Below are 16,879 nucleotides of genomic sequence, written 5' to 3' on the forward strand. Positions count from 1 at the left end.
AAATTTTATTGGTTCTGCTTCCCCGACCGCCCTCGCATAGTGGCGCTGACGGCTATAGACAGCACGCAAGCTGCGACGGCCGGATTCCCGGTGTTTTTGTTCATACGAATCTACGAAAACAAGGAAGTGTCATGACGGTTGGACTGGAAGAACGAACCGCTGCACAGCAGGCGCTCGAAGACGCGCGCGCGGCGGCAGCGGCGGCCGGCACGCCCTACGCGGGCGGCGTCGCGCCGCAAGCCGCGTGGGCGCTGTTCTCCGCTGGAGACGTATTGCTGGTGGACGTGCGTACTGCGGAAGAACGGAAATTCGTCGGCCACGTGCCGGAGTCGATGCACGTACCGTGGGCGACCGGCACGAGCCTGACGCGCAATCCGCGCTTCGTGCGCGAACTGGAAGCGAAAACCGGCAAGGAGGCCGTCGTGCTGTTGCTGTGTCGCAGCGGCAATCGCTCGGCACAGGCGGCCGAGGCCGCGACGAAGGGCGGCTTCACGCAGGTATTCAACGTGCTCGAAGGGTTCGAGGGCGACCTCGACGAGCGGCAGCACCGCGGTAGCCGGAACGGTTGGCGCTTCCGCGGCCTGCCGTGGGCGCAGGACTGATTGATTCACGGCCGTTACGGGGAGAAAGCAGCATGGCCGCATTCGACATCGACGACATCGTTCAATCGCTGCAAAGCGTGCGCCGCGCATGGCGCGAGAAGCAGCGGCGCTCGCTCGAACCGGGCGGGCGCGACCTGCCGGCGCGCGAGGCGCTCGCGCAGATCGTCGGCGCGCTGAAGGGCGTGCTGTTCCCGATGCGGCTCGGGCCGCCCGACCTGCGCCAGGAGAGCGAGAACTTTCACGTGGCCCATGCGCTCGATGCGGCGCTGAACGCGCTGCTCGCGCAGGTGAAGCTGGAGTTGCGCTACGCGGCGCGGCAGCGCGGTGCCGAAGGGCAGGTCGATCACGTCGATGACGTTGCGTCGACGGCCGTGCAGGCGTTTGCCGCGCGCCTGCCCGAAATTCGCCGGCTGCTCGACAGCGACGTGCTGGCCGCATTCCACGGCGATCCGGCGGCCGGCAGCGTCGACGAAGTGCTGCTGTGCTACCCGGGCATCCTCGCGATGATCCACCACCGGCTCGCGCACGAGTTGTACGGGCTTGGCCTGCCGCTGCTCGCGCGGATCATCGCCGAGCAGGCGCATGCGGAAACGGGCATCGACATTCATCCGGGCGCGCGCATCGGCGCGGGCTTCTTCATCGACCACGGCACGGGCGTCGTGATCGGCGAAACGGCGATCATCGGCGAGCGCGTGCGCGTGTACCAGGCCGTCACGCTCGGCGCGAAGCGCTTCCCGCGCGATGCGGCCGGCCATCTGGAGAAAGGGCTCGCGCGCCATCCGATCGTCGAAGACGACGTCGTGATCTATGCAGGCGCGACGATTCTCGGCCGCGTGACGATCGGGCGCGGCGCGGTGATCGGCGGCAACGTGTGGCTCACGCAGGACGTGGCCGCCGGCGAAAACGTCACACAGGCCGTGCTGCGCAGCGAAGCGAACGCCGTGCCGCGCGCGGCGGCGCGTGTCGCCTAGGAGGCGCGATGAGCGACCTCATCCATCACTTCGGCGCCAACGTGCGCAAGCTGCGCGAAGCGCGCACGTGGTCGCAGGAGCAGCTGGCCGAGCACGCGGGGCTGAACCGCTCGTATGTCGGCGAGATCGAGCGCGGCGAGGCGATCGCGTCGATCGTCACGGCCGACAAGATCGCACGCGCGTTCGACGTATCGATCTCGATGCTGCTGCCGGGCGTGTACGTCACCTGAGGTCGCGCCGCACCGTTTCCCCCTTCGGATGCACCGCCTGACGGCTATAGCATGTTGAGCCGGCAGGTGCGTGCTTCCGATAATCACCGAGCGTCATAAGCAATCCCGTTTTTCATCTTAAGAACCCGGAGCCACACATGTCGACCGTTGCAAGCGGCACGGCCGCGCTGAGCGATCACGCCGCCCGCCAACTAGCGAACGCTACCAAGACCGTCCCCCAGCTTTCCACGATCACGCCGCGCTGGCTGACCCATCTGCTGCAATGGGTACCGGTCGAGGCCGGCATCTATCGCCTGAACCAGGTGAAGAATCCGGAAGCCGTGCGCGCCGCCTGCACGCAGCTCGAAGACGAAAGCGTACTGCCGCAGACTTTCGTGCCGTACGAGGAACAGCCGCGCGAATACTTCCTGAATGCGGTCAGCACGGTGCTCGACGTGCATACGCGGATCTCCGATCTTTACAGCAGTCCTCATGACCAGATCAAGGAACAGCTGCGCCTGACGATCGAGACGATCAAGGAACTGCAGGAAAGCCAGCTGATCAACAACCCCGACTACGGGCTGCTCGCGAACGTGACCGACGACCAGCGGATCTTCCCGCTGACGGGCGCGCCGACGCCGGACGATCTCGACGAGCTGCTGACGAAGGTATGGAAGGAGCCGGCATTCTTCCTCACGCACCCGCTCGCGATCGCCGCGTTCGGCCGCGAATGCACGCGGCGCGGCGTGCCGCCGCCGACGGTCAGCCTGTTCGGTTCGCAGTTCCTCACGTGGCGCGGCATTCCGCTGATTCCGTCGGACAAGGTGCCCGTTGCGGACGGCAAGACCAAGATCCTGCTGCTGCGCGTCGGCGACAAGCGCCAGGGCGTCGTCGGCCTGTATCAGCCAGGCGTCGCGGGCGAGCAGGGGCCGGGCCTGTCGGTGCGCTTCATGGGGATCAACAACCAGGCGATCGCGTCGTACCTGATCTCGCTGTATTGCTCGCTCGCGGTCCATTCGCCGGATGCGCTGGCTGTCCTCGATGACGTCGAAATCGCCAAGTTCCATGACTATCCCGACACCTACCGTTAATCCCGGCCTGGCCGACGGCCACGCGCATGCGCTGCCGCACGCGGTGCTGCCGGCAGGGTTGCCGGACCCGGCGACGCTCGCGCGGCTCGCGTCCGAGTTCTTCGCGACGCCGCCCGGGCAGGCCACCGCGCCCGGGCTGTCGGCGGGCAGCGGTGCGGTCGGCGGCGTGCCGTCCGCGCTGCCCGCGGCCGCGCCGATCCTCGCGTCGGTCAGCAACCCGGTGCCGGGCGGCTCGCCGCTCGCGGGCCCGGGCGGGGCGGGTACCGGCGTGCCGGGGCTCGCGCTGCCGCAGGGCAAGGTGCCCGGCGCGAACCTCGCGCCGTCCGCGCCGACGCACGTGCTGTCGCTCGGCAACCGCGCCCCCGCGCTCGCGCCGCATGCGGCCGCGCAGAACGGGCTGCCCGACAACGCCGTGTCGATCGCGCCCGCGCTCGAACCGCGTGTCGGCGGCGCGGCGCTCGGCGTGCCGCCGGTGAATGCGGCCGCACCGGAAGGCGCGGCGAAGGCGTCGCCGTACTACTTCACCGACGGTTCGCTGCAGGGCTGGCAGGCGACGCCGCAGGACATCGTCGTGCCGTCGAACGGCCTCGCGTCGCCGGAAGCGTTCGGGTTGCCGGGCGATGATGCACTGCGCGACCTGCTCGCCGTGCATCGCGACGCGCCGGTGTCGCGCGCATCGGGCGGGGACGTGCCGCGCTACTTCATCGACGAGACGCACGCAGCCGAGCCGCAAGGTCAGTTGCATCGCGGTGCGCATCCGCCGTTCGACGTGAACGCGATCCGCCGCGACTTCCCGATCCTGCAGGAGCGTGTGAACGGCAAGCAGCTCGTCTGGTTCGACAACGCGGCGACGACGCACAAGCCGCAGGCCGTGATCGACCGCCTCGCGTATTTCTACGCACACGAGAACTCGAACATTCACCGCGCGGCACATGCGTTGGCCGGCCGCGCGACGGATGCGTACGAGCATGCACGGGAAACGGTGCAGCGCTTCATCGGCGCATCGTCGCCGGACGAGATCGTGTTCGTGCGCGGCACGACCGAGGCGATCAACCTGATCGCGAAGACGTGGGGCGCGCAGAACGTCGGCGAAGGCGACGAGATCGTCGTGTCGCATCTCGAGCATCACGCGAACATCGTGCCGTGGCAGCAACTCGCCGCGCAGAAGGGCGCGAAGCTGCGCGTGATTCCGGTCGACGATTCGGGGCAGGTGCTGCTCGACGAATACCGGAAGCTGCTGAACGACCGCACGAAGATCGTGTCCGTCACGCAGGTGTCGAATGCGCTCGGCACGGTCGTGCCGGTGAAGGAGATCGTCGATCTCGCGCATCGCGCGGGCGCGAAGGCGCTCGTCGACGGTGCGCAGTCGATCTCGCACATGCGCGTCGACGTGCAGGCGCTCGATGCGGATTTCTTCGTGTTCTCCGGGCACAAGATCTACGGGCCGACCGGGATCGGCGTGGTGTACGGCAAGCGCGCGATCCTCGACGACATGCCGCCTTGGCAGGGCGGCGGCAACATGATCGCGGACGTGACGTTCGAGCGCACGGTGTTCCAGCCGCCGCCGAACCGGTTCGAAGCCGGCACCGGCAATATCGCGGATGCGGTGGGGCTCGGCGCGGCGCTCGACTACGTGAGCCGTGTCGGCATCGAGAACATCGCGCGCTACGAGCACGACCTGCTTGCGTATGCGACGAGCGTGCTCGCGCCGGTACCGGGCGTACGGCTCGTCGGCACCGCGCGCGACAAGGCGAGCGTGCTGTCGTTCGTGCTGAAGGGCTATGAAACCGGGGAAGTCGGGCAGGCGCTGAACGAAGAGGGCATCGCGGTGCGCTCGGGGCATCACTGCGCGCAGCCGATCCTGCGGCGTTTCGGGCTCGAGGCCACGGTGCGGCCATCGCTTGCGTTCTACAACACGTGCGACGAGGTCGATGCGCTGGTACGTGTCGTGCGACGGCTGGCGACGCGACGCTAACGTTGTTGCCCGCTTGCGGCGGCCGTTGCCGGTCGCCGCAAGCGCTTTCCAGCTACCGGGTCAGAACCGCACGACCGGCTTCTTCTCGACGCTGAACCCGTCACGCAGCACGCACGCGGAATCGGCGAAGTAGCGGCGGGTTTCCGACAGCAGATCGGTGTTGCCGCGCCGGCAGAACACCACGCCCGATCCTTCCTCCGTCAGCAGTTCGTCGATCAGCGATTCGGGTTGCCCGATATCGGCGAGGTGGACGCTCTGCACGCCGTGCGCGAGCGCATCGAGCGCTTCCCGCACGCACGGCGCCGCACCGGCTGCCGGGTGTTCGGCGAGCCATTGTTCGAGTTCCGTGATGCCGTACAGCCCGGCGAGTTCGCCGAGTTCATGCAGCAAGGCGGTGTCGACCATCATCACCAGCGTGACCGCACCCGTGCGTTGCGCGAACAGGCTGCCGACGCGTTCCGGGCGCAGCAGGTGGTCGTGACCCGCGTCGTCCGGTGCGACCGGCATCACGACGGGCACCAGTCCGTGTTCCAGAAACGCGGTCAGCGCGGCGCCGTCGAACCGTGCGACTGCGCTCGTGTCGGTACGGTCGGGTTCCGCGCTGGCGACCAGCAGGCCACCGTCGTGACCGTCGATGCCGATTGCCTTTGCACCGTGACTGCCGATCAGGCGTACCAGTTCGTGATTGACGCTGGCCATCGCGGCGTGCGCGGTGTGAACCGATTGCGTTTCGGACGCGGCCGGTATGCCCTGGACGATGACCGGACGAACGCCGGTGAGCGCGAGCAGCGCGACATCTTGCGCGAAGGCCACGCGGGTGCGCGCCTCGTTCGCGGCGCCGCCGTCGACGATGACGACGGTCTGCCCGTGCAGGGCATGCATGAACGGCAGCGAGCGGGCCAGGCCGGCGACGCGCCGTGACGTAAGGGTGGGACTTTCAGGGTCGGGGAACATGGGAATCCAGAAGGATGAAGGGAGTGCCTGCCGCCGCACGGCGCGGCATCAGTGCGTGCGTTGCATCAGCAGGTGAATCTCGTCGGGCCTTTGCGCATCGCGCGACGCTTGCCGAAACGGACGTTCGCTGAAACACCGTGCCGCGTCCGCGAGCAGTTCGAGGTGCGCGCGGTCGTCCGCTTGCGGCAGGACCAGCACGATGAATTCGCGCACGGGCTTGCGGTCCGGCGCGTTGAACGCGAACGGGTACAGCGCGCGAACGAACAGCGCGACGGCCGAGCCGAGCCCGTCGACCCGTGCATGCGGAATCGCGACGCCCTGGCCGAGGCCGGTCGAGCCGAGTTGTTCGCGCTTGATGAGTTCGGTCCTGATCCGTTCGGCGGACACCCCGCTGCTGCGCTCGATGTATCGCGCGACGAGGTCGAACAACTGGATTGCGCTTTCCACCGGCACGTCGAGCAGGATGTGCTCCGGCGGACAGGCGTCGGCCAGCCGGGTCGCGAGCGGCGTGCCGCCGTGTCGGTGGGGAGGGTCGGGTTGGCCGCCGACGGCGGCCTGCTGCGTTTGCATGCGGATCTCTCCGTGTCGGGATGACAAGGAAATCCTAGACAAAACCGCGTAAAGACGGTGTCAGAGACGTGGGGGCCGGGTATTAAAATGTCGTATCGATCGTCGATGGAACCGGGCCCGACACCGATATCGTCAGGTACCTGACAGCACGAACGGCAGTGTCGTCAGCAGAAAGACCGAAATGCCGACCACCGGCGCGCCGAACGCGATCGCCGCGAACGCCACGGCGGCGCTGGTCAGCACGAGCGTTCTCGACACGCGGCGGTGCCGGTCGTGTGCGATCGTCCTGTCTTCGCGGATGGCATCCGTCCGCGTGCCGTGTACGTGTTTCCAGAACGTCAAGCCCAGCATGATTGCTCCTGTATGAAAGACGCCCGAGGTACGGCGCGGGATGCGCCGTGCGTGTCAGCTGCGTTTGAGCTTGAGCACGCGTGAAATCTGCGCGGCCGTGAAGCCGCTGTTGCGCACGTAAGGCGCGCAGTCGAGCGGCGCCGTGAGCGATTCGTTGACGACGTACTGGCCGACGAAGCGGTAGGCGTCCGTTGCCGTTTTGATGAACACCGGAATCGCATCGCGCTGCGCGGCGAGCGTTCTGCCGGCCGAGCGAGCGGACGCGCTGCCGTCGCAGAGGATTACGTCGGGTGCATGCGGGTTGAGGTCCGCGCGCAGGCAGGCGGCCACCACCTTGCCGTTCTTCGTCGGCAGGAATCCCTGCTTGCTGCCGCCGCAGGCGGTGTGAATGAATTCGCGTGTGTACTGTTTGTCGATCTCGAACATGACCGGTCTCCGGTAACGGAAATTTTCCTGGATGAAATCAGGCATGCAAAGTAAATGGGTCGGATCGGCGGATCGATGATGCGTCGTCGCACGGGATGTGCTGCGCACACACGCTCGAGCGCACGCGTCACGATGCGCGGTTATCGCATCGACGTCGTGTTCGGGCTTGCACGGGAATGACTACGGCGCGCACCGTCCGCCAGGCGGCAGGACGGAGGCTCGGGAAAGCGAGACGCAGGCGTCCTGCCTGTCAGGCAGAGAAGCAACTCGGAGGGCGAGGACTTCGGATGCGCATGTCGCGTCTCGGTGGTGGATGGCGAACCCATTCTAGTGAACGTATTCGCGCGCGCAAGTAAAAAGGTCGTAAATGTGCTTGGTCGCCCGTTACGCGCATGGCCACAGAGGTGCGCAGGTGCGGTGCGGTGCGCGGCCGAACGCGCCATTCGCGCCACCGCTGCCCCACGGCCATTCGCCGCCGTCGACGATGGCGTGCATGGATGACGTGACGATGAGCGGCGAGGGTTCGACGGGGAGGGGGCGCAGCGGATCAGCGTCCGGCCAGCATCCGTCCGCCCACCCCGATCAGCAGCAGGCCGGCCGCCGTATCGAGCACTGCCTTGCGCCGGACCAGCAACCCACGCACCGAAGGATGCGACGCGAGCAGCGCCATCGCGCAATACCACGCGGCCGAGATCGAGATCGACAGGACGACGACCGTGAGATCGAGCCACGCCGGCGCACGGGCCGGCACCATCAGCGCGAAGATACTGCCGTAGAACGCGACGGATTTCGGGTTCGTCATGCTGACGGCGTAGCCCTTTTTCGCCGCCTTCCAGTCGGACGCAGCTGCCGGCGCGGAATCGGGCAACGGCTTGCGCGCCGTCACGATCATTTTCAGGCCGAGCCAGATCAGATAGGCGGCGCCGGCGAGCCGCAGCGCGGTGTGGACCCATGCGACGTGCGTCACGAGCAGGCTCAACCCGGCGATCGCGATCGCGGCCCAGGTGCCGGACGCGGCGGCGAGGCCGAGCCCCGTCATCACGCCCGCGCGGCGCGACACGACGGCGGTCGACGTGACGATCACGAAGTTCGGGCCCGGGCTGGCGACGCTCAGCAGCAGGACGCCGGCGAGCGGAAGCAAGGTGTTGAGGGTGGTCGACATGGCGTGAGCGGCGGCGCGGGCGGACGGACTTTCATCTTACCCGAGCGCGGTAACGGCCACGCATACGGTCGATCCCAAGAAAAAACGCGCGACGACTTCCGTCGCCACGCGTTTCATGTTCCAGCAGGACCGCACGCACGCCGGCGAACCGGCGCGCACCGTCCATCATCAGAAATCGAACCCCGGCCCGCCCGCACCCGGGCCGCCGGGCCCGGCAACCGGCGCCGCATCCTTCGGCGCTTCGAACACGGTCGCGTCGGTCGTCAGCAGCAGCCCCGCGACCGACGCCGCGTTCTGCAGTGCCGTGCGCGTCACCTTGGTCGGATCGAGCACGCCCGATTCGACGAGGTCGCCGTACTCGCCCGTCTGCGCGTTGTAGCCGAAGTTGCCCGCGCCTTCCGCGACCTTCGCGACGACGACGCTCGCTTCCTCGCCCGCATTCGTGACGATCTGGCGCAGCGGTTCCTCCAGCGCGCGCAGCACGATCTTGATGCCGGCGTCCTGATCGGCGTTCACACCTTTCAGTTCGCGGATGGCCTGCCGCACGCGGATCAGCGCGACGCCGCCGCCCGGCACGATGCCTTCCTCGACGGCCGCGCGCGTCGCGTGCAGCGCGTCGTCGACGCGATCCTTCTTCTCCTTCACTTCGATCTCGGTCGCACCGCCGACCTTGATCACCGCGACGCCGCCCGCGAGTTTCGCGACGCGTTCCTGCAGCTTTTCACGATCGTAATCCGATGTCGCTTCGTCGATCTGCACGCGGATCTGCTTCACGCGCGCTTCGATGTTCTTCGCATCGCCGGCGCCGTCGATCACGGTCGTGTTTTCCTTGCCGACCTCGATGCGCTTCGCCTGGCCAAGTTCGGCGAGCGTCGCCTTCTCGAGCGTCAGGCCCGTTTCCTCGGCGATCACCTGCCCGCCGGTGAGGATCGCGATGTCTTCGAGCAACGCCTTGCGGCGATCGCCGAAGCCCGGCGCCTTGACCGCGACGGTCTTCAGGATCCCGCGGATGTTGTTCACGACGAGCGTCGCGAGCGCTTCGCCTTCGACGTCTTCGGCGATGATCAGCAGCGGGCGGCCCGACTTCGCGACCTGTTCGAGCACCGGCAGCAGGTCGCGGATGTTCGAGATCTTCTTGTCGTGCAGCAGGATGTACGGGCTTTCGATCTCGGCGATCTGCTTGTCGGGATTGTTGATGAAGTACGGCGACAGGTAGCCGCGATCGAATTGCAGCCCCTCGACGACGTCGAGCTCGTCGGCGAGCGACTTGCCGTCCTCGACGGTGATCACGCCTTCCTTGCCGACGCGGTCGATCGCTTCGGCGATACGCTGGCCGATCGATTCCTCGCCGTTCGCGGAGATCGTGGCGACCTGCGCGATCTCCTTGCTCGTGGTGGTCGGCTTGCTGATCTTCTTCAGCTCGTCGACGGCCGCGGCAACGGCCTTGTCGATGCCGCGCTTCAGGTCGAGCGGGTTGAGCCCGGCCGCCACGTATTTCTGGCCTTCGCGGACGATTGCCTGTGCGAGTACGGTGGCCGTCGTCGTGCCGTCGCCGGCGGCGTCGCTGGTGCGCGACGCGACTTCCTTCACGAGCTGCGCGCCGATGTTCTGCAGTTTGTCCGCGAGTTCGATTTCCTTCGCGACCGACACGCCGTCCTTCGTGACGATGGGTGCGCCGAAGCTGCGTTCGAGCACGACGTTACGGCCTTTCGGCCCGAGCGTGACCTTCACCGCGTTCGCGAGGATGTTCACGCCTTCGGTCAGCTTCGACCGTGCGATGTCGCTGAAAATGATTTCCTTGGCTGCCATGATTGCGCTCCGTTATTGATTGACGACCGCGACGATGTCTTCCTCGCGCAGCACGAGAAACTCGTGGCCGTCCACTTTGACGGCCTGGCCTGCGTATTTGCCGAACAGCACGCGCTCGCCGACCTGCAGGTCGGGCACGATGCGCTGGCCGTCCGCATCCTTGCGGCCCGGGCCGACGGCGATCACTTCACCCTGGTCGGGCTTTTCGGCGGCGCTGTCGGGGATCACGATGCCCGATGCGGTGGTGGTTTCCTGGTCGAGTCGCTTCACGATCACGCGGTCGTGCAAGGGGCGTAGGCTCATCTTTTCGTCCTGTGCTGATCTGTCGAATTTGGCTGGCACTCTTTAACAGAGAGTGCTGACGAGTATAAAAATGCGCGGCGGCGCGATCCAATAACGGATTTGCACAAGCATTCGCGCCGTCGTGCAAAGCACCGGGAACCGGCTATTGCGACACGGCCTGCTGCGCGACCGGCGAGCAGACCGGGTGAATCGTCTCGCCGGCCAGCACGCGCTTCACGAACGGAATCGAATCGGCGAGCGATGCGTTGACGGTGCCGTTGTGCTCGCGGCCCGCATACAGGTGCGCCTCGACGGTCGTACCGGCCGCGCACGCATCCTTCGCGAGCGCGAGTTCGAGCGGCGCCAGCCCGTCGTCCGCGCCCGCGCCGATGAAAACGGGCGTGGAGATCTTCAGCGTCGGGGACGTCAGGTAGTCGTCCCACCATGCCTGCAGCCGTGCATCGCCGCCCGGTTTCACGGTGTTCGCGTGCGTGAGGTGTGCGAGTGCCGCGTCATCCTCGAGCGATGCGAGGCAGCCGATGCGCGCCTGTTCGAGGATCGGCAGCGCGCGCTCGGTCAGTACTTCATCGGCGCGCAGCGACGGGTCGATCTGCTGCGCGGACAGCACCGAATAGAACTGGTACGCGAGCGTCGGATCGACCCGCTCGGGATCGCGCCGGTATGCGGTGTCGAACTTCGGCAGCGACGCGAGCGTGGCGCGCGATGCGTTGTAGATCGTCCCGGTCGCGACGGTCGCGCGGATCGCGAGTTCGGGCGCATAGACGGGCGCGTAGCCAGCCGCTGCGAACACGGCCGAACCGCCTTGCGACTGGCCGACGAGCACGACATCGTTCGCGAGGCCCGGCACGCCGCCGAGCACCGCGCGCACGCTGTCGAGCAGCGTGTAGCTGTTCGAACGGTTGTTGAGCTGCGGATTCGGGCCGGGCGTGCCGAGCCCCTGGTAGTCGGTCGCGACCACCGCGAATCCTTGCTGAAGCCACGCATTCAGGTAGCGCACGTCGCGATACGAGCGGCCGAACCACGACGGCGCGCAGATGTCGGCCATCCCGAACGTGCCGTGCGCCCACGCGACAATCGGCCAGCCGCCGGCCGGCGGCGTGCCGCGCGGCACGAACAGCGCGCCCGACACGGCAATCGGCGTATGGCCGCCGACGCCGTCGGTCGATGCATACAGGATGCGCAGTTGCCGGGCGGCGCTCGCGAGCCCGAGCGCCGCGGGCAGCGGTTCGGAACGCAGCAGCGCGCCGGGCGTGGCCGGAATGTCGCGATCCCATGTGTAGAACGCGGACACGCGGCCGTCGCCTTGCAACGGATCGGGCACGGGAACATGGCCGGGAGACGCTGCGAGTGAAACGACGGAAGGCAAGGCGAGCGCCGATACGAGCAGCGTGCGTGCGGCGAGGCCGCGCAGGGGAAGAAGCGTCATGGTCGGATGAAGGTCGGTGAGATCGGATGCACCGTGCAGGGCCGGCGCGGGTCGACCACGATGCAAGTTTTGAACCAGCGGGCTCGTTGCGCATACTGCGCGCGGTATCACGGGCGCGCGATCCATACCGGGACGAGCGCGCACGCGTGTCGGCTGCGCGTCGAGCAGCAATCCCGGCCGCCACGTTGTTGCTCTTGCAACAGACACATGCACACAGACTGCACGGCGCGAGTCGCGCATCGCGTGCCCGCGCCGCACCGGCCGGTTTGCGGCGAGCGTTTGCCCGGCTGGCACGATTGCTGCTGATCCGGTGCCGTGCGTTGCGGTGTCGCGACGCAAGCTCATCCGTCCACCGATCAAGGAACCCGTCCTCATGTCCGTCACCCAAGCCATCGACAGCGGCGAACTCGTGGCATTCGTCGAGCGCGCCACGCGCGAATTCACGCAGGCCGCGCGCGTGCTGAAGGAAACGCGCACGCTATCCGCAACCAACACGTTCCAGGCGTTCCAGCGCGTGCCCGGCACGGAGCTCGTCGTTGCGCTGTCGGCGCCGAGCCCGTGGGCCGCGTCGCAGGAGATCCAGCCCGTCGTCGTGACGCTCGACGGCGACGTGCTGCATGGCGACGCGCGCGCGGGCGGCAACGGCCCGCGCTACGCGGGCGTGTTCCGCGAGGCGCCGGAAGTCGACGTCGTGATTCACGTGCATGGCCCGTACCTCGGCGCGTGGGCGAGCGCGCATCGTCCGCTGCCGATCCGCTATGCACCGGCCGCCCGCTACACGCGGGCCCGCGAGATTCCGGTCTATGTCGACCGCCGCCCCGGCGAGCCGCGCTTCATCGTCGACACGATCCGGCGCGATCCCGACGTGCCGGCGATCATCGAGGCGAACGGCGGCGCGACGTTCTGGGGCAAGTCGATCCTCGACGTGTCGAAGTACATCCTGATCCTCGAGGAAGCCGCGTATTTCCAGGCGCTCGCGGAACCGCTCGGCGGCTCGCTCGACTTCGGGCCGGGTGCGCTCGAACAGCAATGGAAGATGACCGGCCTCGCATGATGCCGTGCGGCGGCCGGCGCAATCCGGCCGCCGTCATACCGATAGCTCGATGAATTGGTTCGTGGCCGGCGCGCGTCTTGCTATCGTCGAACCTTCCCCGTTCAACACGCCGGTCGTGCCATGGCCATCTTCAGCTTGCCGGACCCGACTTCGCACGCGATCACGATCCGCGCGAAGGCACTGACGTTCGACGATCCCAAATCGCGGGTGCTGCTCGAACGCATCCAGCTCGTCGCGCCGAGCGATGCGACGGTGCTCGTCACTGGAGAAAGCGGCACCGGCAAGGAGCTGATTGCGCGTCTCGTGCATTCGCTGAGCGAGCGCCATGACGGCCCGTTCGTCGCGGTCAACTGCGGCGCGTTCTCCGAGACGCTGATCGAGAGCGAGCTGTTCGGGCACGAGCGCGGCGCGTTTACCGGTGCGATCAACAGCCAGCCCGGCTGGTTCGAATCCGCGAATCGCGGCACGCTTTTTCTCGATGAAGTGGGCGACCTGCCGCTGTCCGCGCAGGTCAAGCTGCTGCGCGTGCTGCAGGAGCGCGAAGTGACGCCGGTCGGCTCGCGCAAGACCGTGAAGATCGACGTGCGGCTCGTCGCGGCGACCAACGTGAACCTCGAAGCCGCGGTGCGCGCGGGCAATTTCCGCGAGGACCTGTACTACCGGCTCAACGTCGTGAAACTGAGCCTGCTGCCGCTGCGCGAGCGGCCCGGCGACATCGCACCGCTGATCGAGCATTTCATCGACACCTATGCGAAACGGCTGCGCGTGACCGCGCCGACGCTGACCGACGCCGCGCGCGCGCGGCTGCACGCGCACGCGTGGCCCGGCAACATTCGCGAACTCGAGAACGTGATCCACCACGCGGTGCTGATCTGCGCGGGTGGCGCGATCGACGTCGGCGACCTGCAGTTCTCGGCGCTGTCGCTCGCGCCCGACACGGCCGACGCACCGGGCGCGGCTGCCGCACCGGCGCGCCGCGCACGCGACGTCGCCGAAGCGACCGAGGCGCTCCGTCACGCGGTGATCGAGCTGCTGGATCTCGGCACGCCGTCGCTGTGGCAGCACATCGAGGACACCGTCTACCGCAGCGTGTTCGACTACAGCGATCATAACCAGCTGCGCATGTCGCGCCTGCTCGACCAGTCGCGCAACATCGTGCGCGCACGGCTCGCGCAGCTCGGCATCCTGAAGCCGCGCGACGCGGGCGACGCCGACGCACGGCTGCGCCGTCAGGCGTGATCGCGCCAGCGCAGCGCGCGCTGCGCGATCCGCTCGCATAACGCACTCATCCCGACGGCCAGCGCCGTCACACCCAAGACACAAACCAGCAGCACGTCGGCGCGCGCGCCGGCCTGCGCGTTCTGCATCAGGCTGCCGACCCCGGCTCCCGTGTTGAACAGCAGTTCGCTGCTGGTCGCGGTGATCCACGCGAACGGCACGGCTTGCAGCACGCCGGCGAACAGGTCGGGCAGCGCGCCCGGGATCAGCACGTCGCGCCACAGGCCGATGCGCGTCAGCCGGTACGATTGCGCAAGCTCGACATAGCGCGGATCGACGCGGCGCAGCCCGTCGAAGCTGGCGGTGGTCATCGGGTAGAACGCGGCAAGCGCAATGATGAACACCTTCGCGAATTCGCCGGTGCCGGCCCACAGGCTCAGCAGCGGAATCAACCCGAGCAGCGGCACGTAGCGCAGCGCCTGGAACGCCGGCTCGGCGAGCTTGCGCACAAGGGGCGAACGCGCCATCGCCGCACCGAACAGGAGCCCGAATGCGACGCCGAACCCGAGCCCGAGCGTCGTGCGGCGCAGGCTCGCGCCGAGATCGGTCGCGAGTTCGCCGCTGCGGGCGAGTTCGACGAGCGCCGCGCCGGCCTGCTGCAGCGGCACGAATGCGTATTGATGGGCCGCGTCGCCGGACGACGCGACTTGCCATGCGGCAACCAGCAAGGCCGGCACGACAAGGCCGCGGGCGCGACGGCGCAGCGGGGCGAACGAGAAAGCGCGAGTAGCGAAGGTCATGCCGAAGCGTATCCAGTCAGGGTCAGCGCAAGGGTGTCTGCCAGCGCAACGCGTAGCGCTGCACGAGCGCGATCGATCGGTCGAGCGCGAAGCCGATCAGCCCGATCACCGCGACGTCGACGAGCACGACGTCGAGCCGCAGCATCTGCCGCGCAAGTTCCATCATCTGGCCGATCCCGCTGTCGGCGCTGAGCAGCTCGACCGCGACGAGCGCGAGCCACGCGCGCGCGAGCGCGATCCGCACGCCCGTCAGCAGCGGCGGCAACGCGGCCGGCAGCAGTACGTCGCGCAACAGGGCGAAGCGGCCGAGCCCGTAGTGACGCGCCATCTCGACGAGATCGCGCGGCGCGTCGTGCACGCCCGTGTACGCGGCCAGCGCGACCGGGAAGAACACGGCCTTGCCGACGACGACGAGCTTCAGCGGCTCGTCGACGCCGATCAACAGGATCAGCAGCGGAATCAGCGTGAGCGTCGGCACCTGGCGCAGCAGGTCGAACGTCGGTCGCAGATAGTCGGAGAACAACCGGCTGCGCGCGAGCAGGATGCCGAACGCGGCGCCGCCGGTTGCGCCGATCGCGAAACCGAGCACGAGGCGATGCAGCGTGATCAGCAGGTTGTCGCGCAACTCGCCGGTGTCGAGCAGCGTGCGCAGCGTCGCCGCGAGGCGCTCCGGCGGCACGACGAGCTGCGGCGGAAACCAGCGCTGCGCGCTCGCGAGCCACCACAGCGCGGCGCATGCGACGGGCGTGATCCACCACAGCGCGTGCTCGCCGAGCCGCGCGATGCCGGGCAGGCGGATCGCGCGCAAGCCGTCCGGTGCGAGGGCACGCGTCGGCATCAGCGGCTCGCGACGCGCGCGGCGTCGGCGCGCCAATAGCCGTCGAGGCCGAGCTGCTTGAGCGCGGTCGACACGAAAGCCGGCGCGAGCAGTGCGTTCACGTCGACCGGTGTGGACGTCAGGCCGGCCTGGCGGCTGTATGCGACGACGTCGCGGTAGTGGCCGGTCAACGCCGGCGTGAAGAGCGGTGTCCATTGCTCCTTCCACGGCGTCGATTCGTCCGCGTATTCGCGTCGCACGACGCTTTCGGGCTGACCCGATGCGCTCAGGATCTTCACGTACGCGTCGCGGTTCTGCGGTTGCGAGATCCAGTGCGCGGCGCGCACGTAGGCGGTCGCGACGAGCTGCGTGATGTCGGGGTAGCGCCGCACGAAATCGTCGGACGCCCACAGTTCCGCGCGCATTTTCCAGTCGTCGGGCGCGGTCTTGGTCGACCAGATGATCTTGCCGACCTGCTTGTCGACCAGCGAATACGCGTCGGACAGCGTGAAGAAGCCGTCGACGCGGCCGGCCGCGACGGCCGCCGCGCCGGCCTGCGGATCGAGGTTGTAGATCCTGAAGTCGGACAGCTTCAGCCCGTTCTCCGCGAGCAGCTTGCTGAACGTGACTTCCCACGGCCGGCCGCGATTGAGCGCGATGCGCTTGCCCTTCAGGTCGACGATCGATTTCGCGGTCGAGCCGGCCGGCACGACGAGATACGTATTGCTGCCGACGCCGCCCGGCACGATCAGGCGCGTGTGCGTACCCGACGCGTTGACGACGACCGACGGCAGGTCGCCGTAGCCCGCGAAATCGATGCTGCCGTTCGTGAATGCCTCGTTGACGAGCGTGCCGACCGCGGCGGTCGACACGGGCACCCATTGCAGCGTCACGTGCCGCGCGGCGAGCGCTTTCTCGAGCGACTTGTCGGCGTCGATCAGTGCGGACGCGCCCGCGTACTGCGTCTTGCCGCCGCTCGAATATGCGACGACGGCGATACGTACGACCTTCGGTGCACCGTCCGCATGCGCGGCCGGTGCCGCGAGCGATGCGACGGCCAGCGGCAGCGCGGCGAGCAGCGCGCGCAGCGGGCGGCCCAGCGAGGCGAGTGAGAGCGTGTGTTTCATGATGGTCCCGGACA

Annotated in this window: 18 protein-coding genes; 7 read left to right on the forward strand and 11 right to left on the reverse strand. The window is 67.9% G+C overall.

Annotated elements, in window-relative coordinates:
• The first annotated feature begins 131 nt into the window (after positions 1-131).
• The 5 genes from OHZ10_RS21265 (at position 132) to OHZ10_RS21285 (ending at position 4,848) form a co-directional block, all read left to right on the forward strand.
• A complete protein-coding gene (locus tag OHZ10_RS21265; RefSeq protein WP_342705717.1) occupies positions 132-602 on the forward strand; it encodes a rhodanese-like domain-containing protein in 471 nt (156 codons plus the stop codon).
• Between the two features lie 32 nt (positions 603-634).
• On the forward strand, positions 635-1,573 hold the full coding sequence (gene epsC, locus OHZ10_RS21270; RefSeq protein ID WP_174993396.1) for a serine O-acetyltransferase EpsC: 939 nt from the start codon (positions 635-637) through the stop codon (positions 1,571-1,573).
• 8 nt (positions 1,574-1,581) lie between these two features.
• The gene (locus OHZ10_RS21275; RefSeq protein ID WP_059237663.1) at positions 1,582-1,803 is read left to right on the forward strand and encodes a helix-turn-helix domain-containing protein; all 222 of its coding nucleotides are present in this window, start codon (positions 1,582-1,584) and stop codon (positions 1,801-1,803) included.
• Positions 1,804-1,940: 137 nt separating this feature from the next.
• Positions 1,941-2,873 carry a family 2A encapsulin nanocompartment shell protein gene (locus OHZ10_RS21280; RefSeq protein WP_021156739.1) on the forward strand — a complete coding sequence of 311 codons (933 nt, stop codon included), beginning with the start codon at positions 1,941-1,943 and terminating at the stop codon, positions 2,871-2,873.
• Positions 2,848-4,848 (forward strand): family 2A encapsulin nanocompartment cargo protein cysteine desulfurase, encoded by a 2,001-nt coding sequence (locus OHZ10_RS21285; protein WP_342705720.1) that lies wholly within the window; start codon positions 2,848-2,850, stop codon positions 4,846-4,848. Before OHZ10_RS21280 ends, OHZ10_RS21285 begins: the two co-directional genes overlap by 26 nt.
• 60 nt (positions 4,849-4,908) lie before the next feature.
• Here OHZ10_RS21285 and OHZ10_RS21290 read toward each other — a convergent pair whose 3' ends face one another.
• The 8 genes from OHZ10_RS21290 to OHZ10_RS21325 all read right to left on the reverse strand — a co-directional run bounded on the left by OHZ10_RS21290 (position 4,909) and on the right by OHZ10_RS21325 (position 11,849).
• Positions 4,909-5,802, reverse strand: coding sequence for an acetylglutamate kinase (locus tag OHZ10_RS21290; protein WP_342705721.1), 894 nt, complete (start codon positions 5,800-5,802; stop codon positions 4,909-4,911).
• A 48-nt stretch (positions 5,803-5,850) separates the two neighbouring features.
• Positions 5,851-6,372 (reverse strand): PTS sugar transporter subunit IIA, encoded by a 522-nt coding sequence (locus OHZ10_RS21295; RefSeq protein ID WP_342705722.1) that lies wholly within the window; start codon positions 6,370-6,372, stop codon positions 5,851-5,853.
• Between the two features lie 132 nt (positions 6,373-6,504).
• Complete coding sequence (locus OHZ10_RS21300; protein WP_233464387.1) at positions 6,505-6,723, reverse strand: hypothetical protein; 219 nt, start codon at positions 6,721-6,723, stop codon at positions 6,505-6,507.
• 54 nt (positions 6,724-6,777) lie between these two features.
• Positions 6,778-7,149 carry a DUF6697 family protein gene (locus OHZ10_RS21305; RefSeq protein WP_059237658.1) on the reverse strand — a complete coding sequence of 124 codons (372 nt, stop codon included), beginning with the start codon at positions 7,147-7,149 and terminating at the stop codon, positions 6,778-6,780.
• Positions 7,150-7,696: 547 nt separating this feature from the next.
• Positions 7,697-8,311, reverse strand: a complete 615-nt coding sequence (locus OHZ10_RS21310; RefSeq protein ID WP_059237657.1) for a LysE family translocator — start codon at positions 8,309-8,311, stop codon at positions 7,697-7,699.
• 168 nt (positions 8,312-8,479) lie between these two features.
• Positions 8,480-10,120 carry a chaperonin GroEL gene (gene groL / locus OHZ10_RS21315; protein ID WP_059237656.1) on the reverse strand — a complete coding sequence of 547 codons (1,641 nt, stop codon included), beginning with the start codon at positions 10,118-10,120 and terminating at the stop codon, positions 8,480-8,482.
• Positions 10,121-10,132: 12 nt separating this feature from the next.
• Positions 10,133-10,423: a co-chaperone GroES gene (locus OHZ10_RS21320; protein WP_059237655.1), complete on the reverse strand. Its 291-nt coding sequence runs from the start codon at positions 10,421-10,423 to the stop codon at positions 10,133-10,135.
• 142 nt (positions 10,424-10,565) lie between these two features.
• Positions 10,566-11,849, reverse strand: coding sequence for a lipase family protein (locus tag OHZ10_RS21325; RefSeq protein ID WP_342705724.1), 1,284 nt, complete (start codon positions 11,847-11,849; stop codon positions 10,566-10,568).
• Between the two features lie 373 nt (positions 11,850-12,222).
• On the opposite strand from OHZ10_RS21325, the gene OHZ10_RS21330 reads away from it, so the two are divergent.
• Both OHZ10_RS21330 and OHZ10_RS21335 read left to right on the forward strand, forming a co-directional pair.
• A complete protein-coding gene (locus OHZ10_RS21330; protein ID WP_059240815.1) occupies positions 12,223-12,903 on the forward strand; it encodes a class II aldolase/adducin family protein in 681 nt (226 codons plus the stop codon).
• Positions 12,904-13,023: 120 nt separating this feature from the next.
• Positions 13,024-14,142: a sigma-54 interaction domain-containing protein gene (locus OHZ10_RS21335; RefSeq protein WP_174994721.1), complete on the forward strand. Its 1,119-nt coding sequence runs from the start codon at positions 13,024-13,026 to the stop codon at positions 14,140-14,142.
• Here OHZ10_RS21335 and OHZ10_RS21340 read toward each other — a convergent pair.
• Genes OHZ10_RS21340 through OHZ10_RS21350 form a run of 3 tightly spaced genes read right to left on the reverse strand, consistent with a single transcriptional unit; the run spans position 14,133 to position 16,865 of the window.
• Entirely contained in the window at positions 14,133-14,921 is a 789-nt protein-coding gene (locus tag OHZ10_RS21340; protein ID WP_256086776.1) for an ABC transporter permease, read from the reverse strand. The genes OHZ10_RS21335 and OHZ10_RS21340 overlap by 10 nt on opposite strands.
• Before the next feature lie 22 nt (positions 14,922-14,943).
• Positions 14,944-15,759, reverse strand: a complete 816-nt coding sequence (locus OHZ10_RS21345) for an ABC transporter permease (protein ID WP_342705725.1) — start codon at positions 15,757-15,759, stop codon at positions 14,944-14,946.
• Positions 15,759-16,865, reverse strand: a complete 1,107-nt coding sequence (locus OHZ10_RS21350; RefSeq protein WP_256086774.1) for a PhnD/SsuA/transferrin family substrate-binding protein — start codon at positions 16,863-16,865, stop codon at positions 15,759-15,761. Before OHZ10_RS21350 ends, OHZ10_RS21345 begins: the two co-directional genes overlap by 1 nt.
• Between the last annotated feature and the right edge of the window lie 14 nt (positions 16,866-16,879).

This window comes from Burkholderia arboris, from assembly GCF_038723655.1.
In the GTDB taxonomy this organism is placed as follows: domain Bacteria; phylum Pseudomonadota; class Gammaproteobacteria; order Burkholderiales; family Burkholderiaceae; genus Burkholderia; species Burkholderia arboris.

Excerpts from the sequence above, each read along its gene's own strand:
- OHZ10_RS21285 (WP_342705720.1), top strand. The coding sequence starts at position 2,848 with ATGACTATCCCGACACCTACCGTTAATCCCGGCCTGGCCGACGGCCAC.
- epsC (WP_174993396.1), top strand. The coding sequence starts at position 635 with ATGGCCGCATTCGACATCGACGACATCGTTCAATCGCTGCAAAGCGTG.
- OHZ10_RS21325 (WP_342705724.1), bottom strand. The coding sequence starts at position 11,849 with ATGACGCTTCTTCCCCTGCGCGGCCTCGCCGCACGCACGCTGCTCGTA.
- OHZ10_RS21300 (WP_233464387.1), bottom strand. The coding sequence starts at position 6,723 with ATGCTGGGCTTGACGTTCTGGAAACACGTACACGGCACGCGGACGGAT.
- OHZ10_RS21335 (WP_174994721.1), top strand. The coding sequence starts at position 13,024 with ATGGCCATCTTCAGCTTGCCGGACCCGACTTCGCACGCGATCACGATC.
- OHZ10_RS21275 (WP_059237663.1), top strand. The coding sequence starts at position 1,582 with ATGAGCGACCTCATCCATCACTTCGGCGCCAACGTGCGCAAGCTGCGC.
- OHZ10_RS21310 (WP_059237657.1), bottom strand. The coding sequence starts at position 8,311 with ATGTCGACCACCCTCAACACCTTGCTTCCGCTCGCCGGCGTCCTGCTG.
- OHZ10_RS21295 (WP_342705722.1), bottom strand. The coding sequence starts at position 6,372 with ATGCAAACGCAGCAGGCCGCCGTCGGCGGCCAACCCGACCCTCCCCAC.
- OHZ10_RS21330 (WP_059240815.1), top strand. The coding sequence starts at position 12,223 with ATGTCCGTCACCCAAGCCATCGACAGCGGCGAACTCGTGGCATTCGTC.
- OHZ10_RS21320 (WP_059237655.1), bottom strand. The coding sequence starts at position 10,423 with ATGAGCCTACGCCCCTTGCACGACCGCGTGATCGTGAAGCGACTCGAC.
- OHZ10_RS21265 (WP_342705717.1), top strand. The coding sequence starts at position 132 with ATGACGGTTGGACTGGAAGAACGAACCGCTGCACAGCAGGCGCTCGAA.
- OHZ10_RS21280 (WP_021156739.1), top strand. The coding sequence starts at position 1,941 with ATGTCGACCGTTGCAAGCGGCACGGCCGCGCTGAGCGATCACGCCGCC.
- OHZ10_RS21345 (WP_342705725.1), bottom strand. The coding sequence starts at position 15,759 with ATGCCGACGCGTGCCCTCGCACCGGACGGCTTGCGCGCGATCCGCCTG.
- OHZ10_RS21350 (WP_256086774.1), bottom strand. The coding sequence starts at position 16,865 with ATGAAACACACGCTCTCACTCGCCTCGCTGGGCCGCCCGCTGCGCGCG.
- OHZ10_RS21290 (WP_342705721.1), bottom strand. The coding sequence starts at position 5,802 with ATGTTCCCCGACCCTGAAAGTCCCACCCTTACGTCACGGCGCGTCGCC.
- groL (WP_059237656.1), bottom strand. The coding sequence starts at position 10,120 with ATGGCAGCCAAGGAAATCATTTTCAGCGACATCGCACGGTCGAAGCTG.
- OHZ10_RS21305 (WP_059237658.1), bottom strand. The coding sequence starts at position 7,149 with ATGTTCGAGATCGACAAACAGTACACACGCGAATTCATTCACACCGCC.
- OHZ10_RS21340 (WP_256086776.1), bottom strand. The coding sequence starts at position 14,921 with ATGACCTTCGCTACTCGCGCTTTCTCGTTCGCCCCGCTGCGCCGTCGC.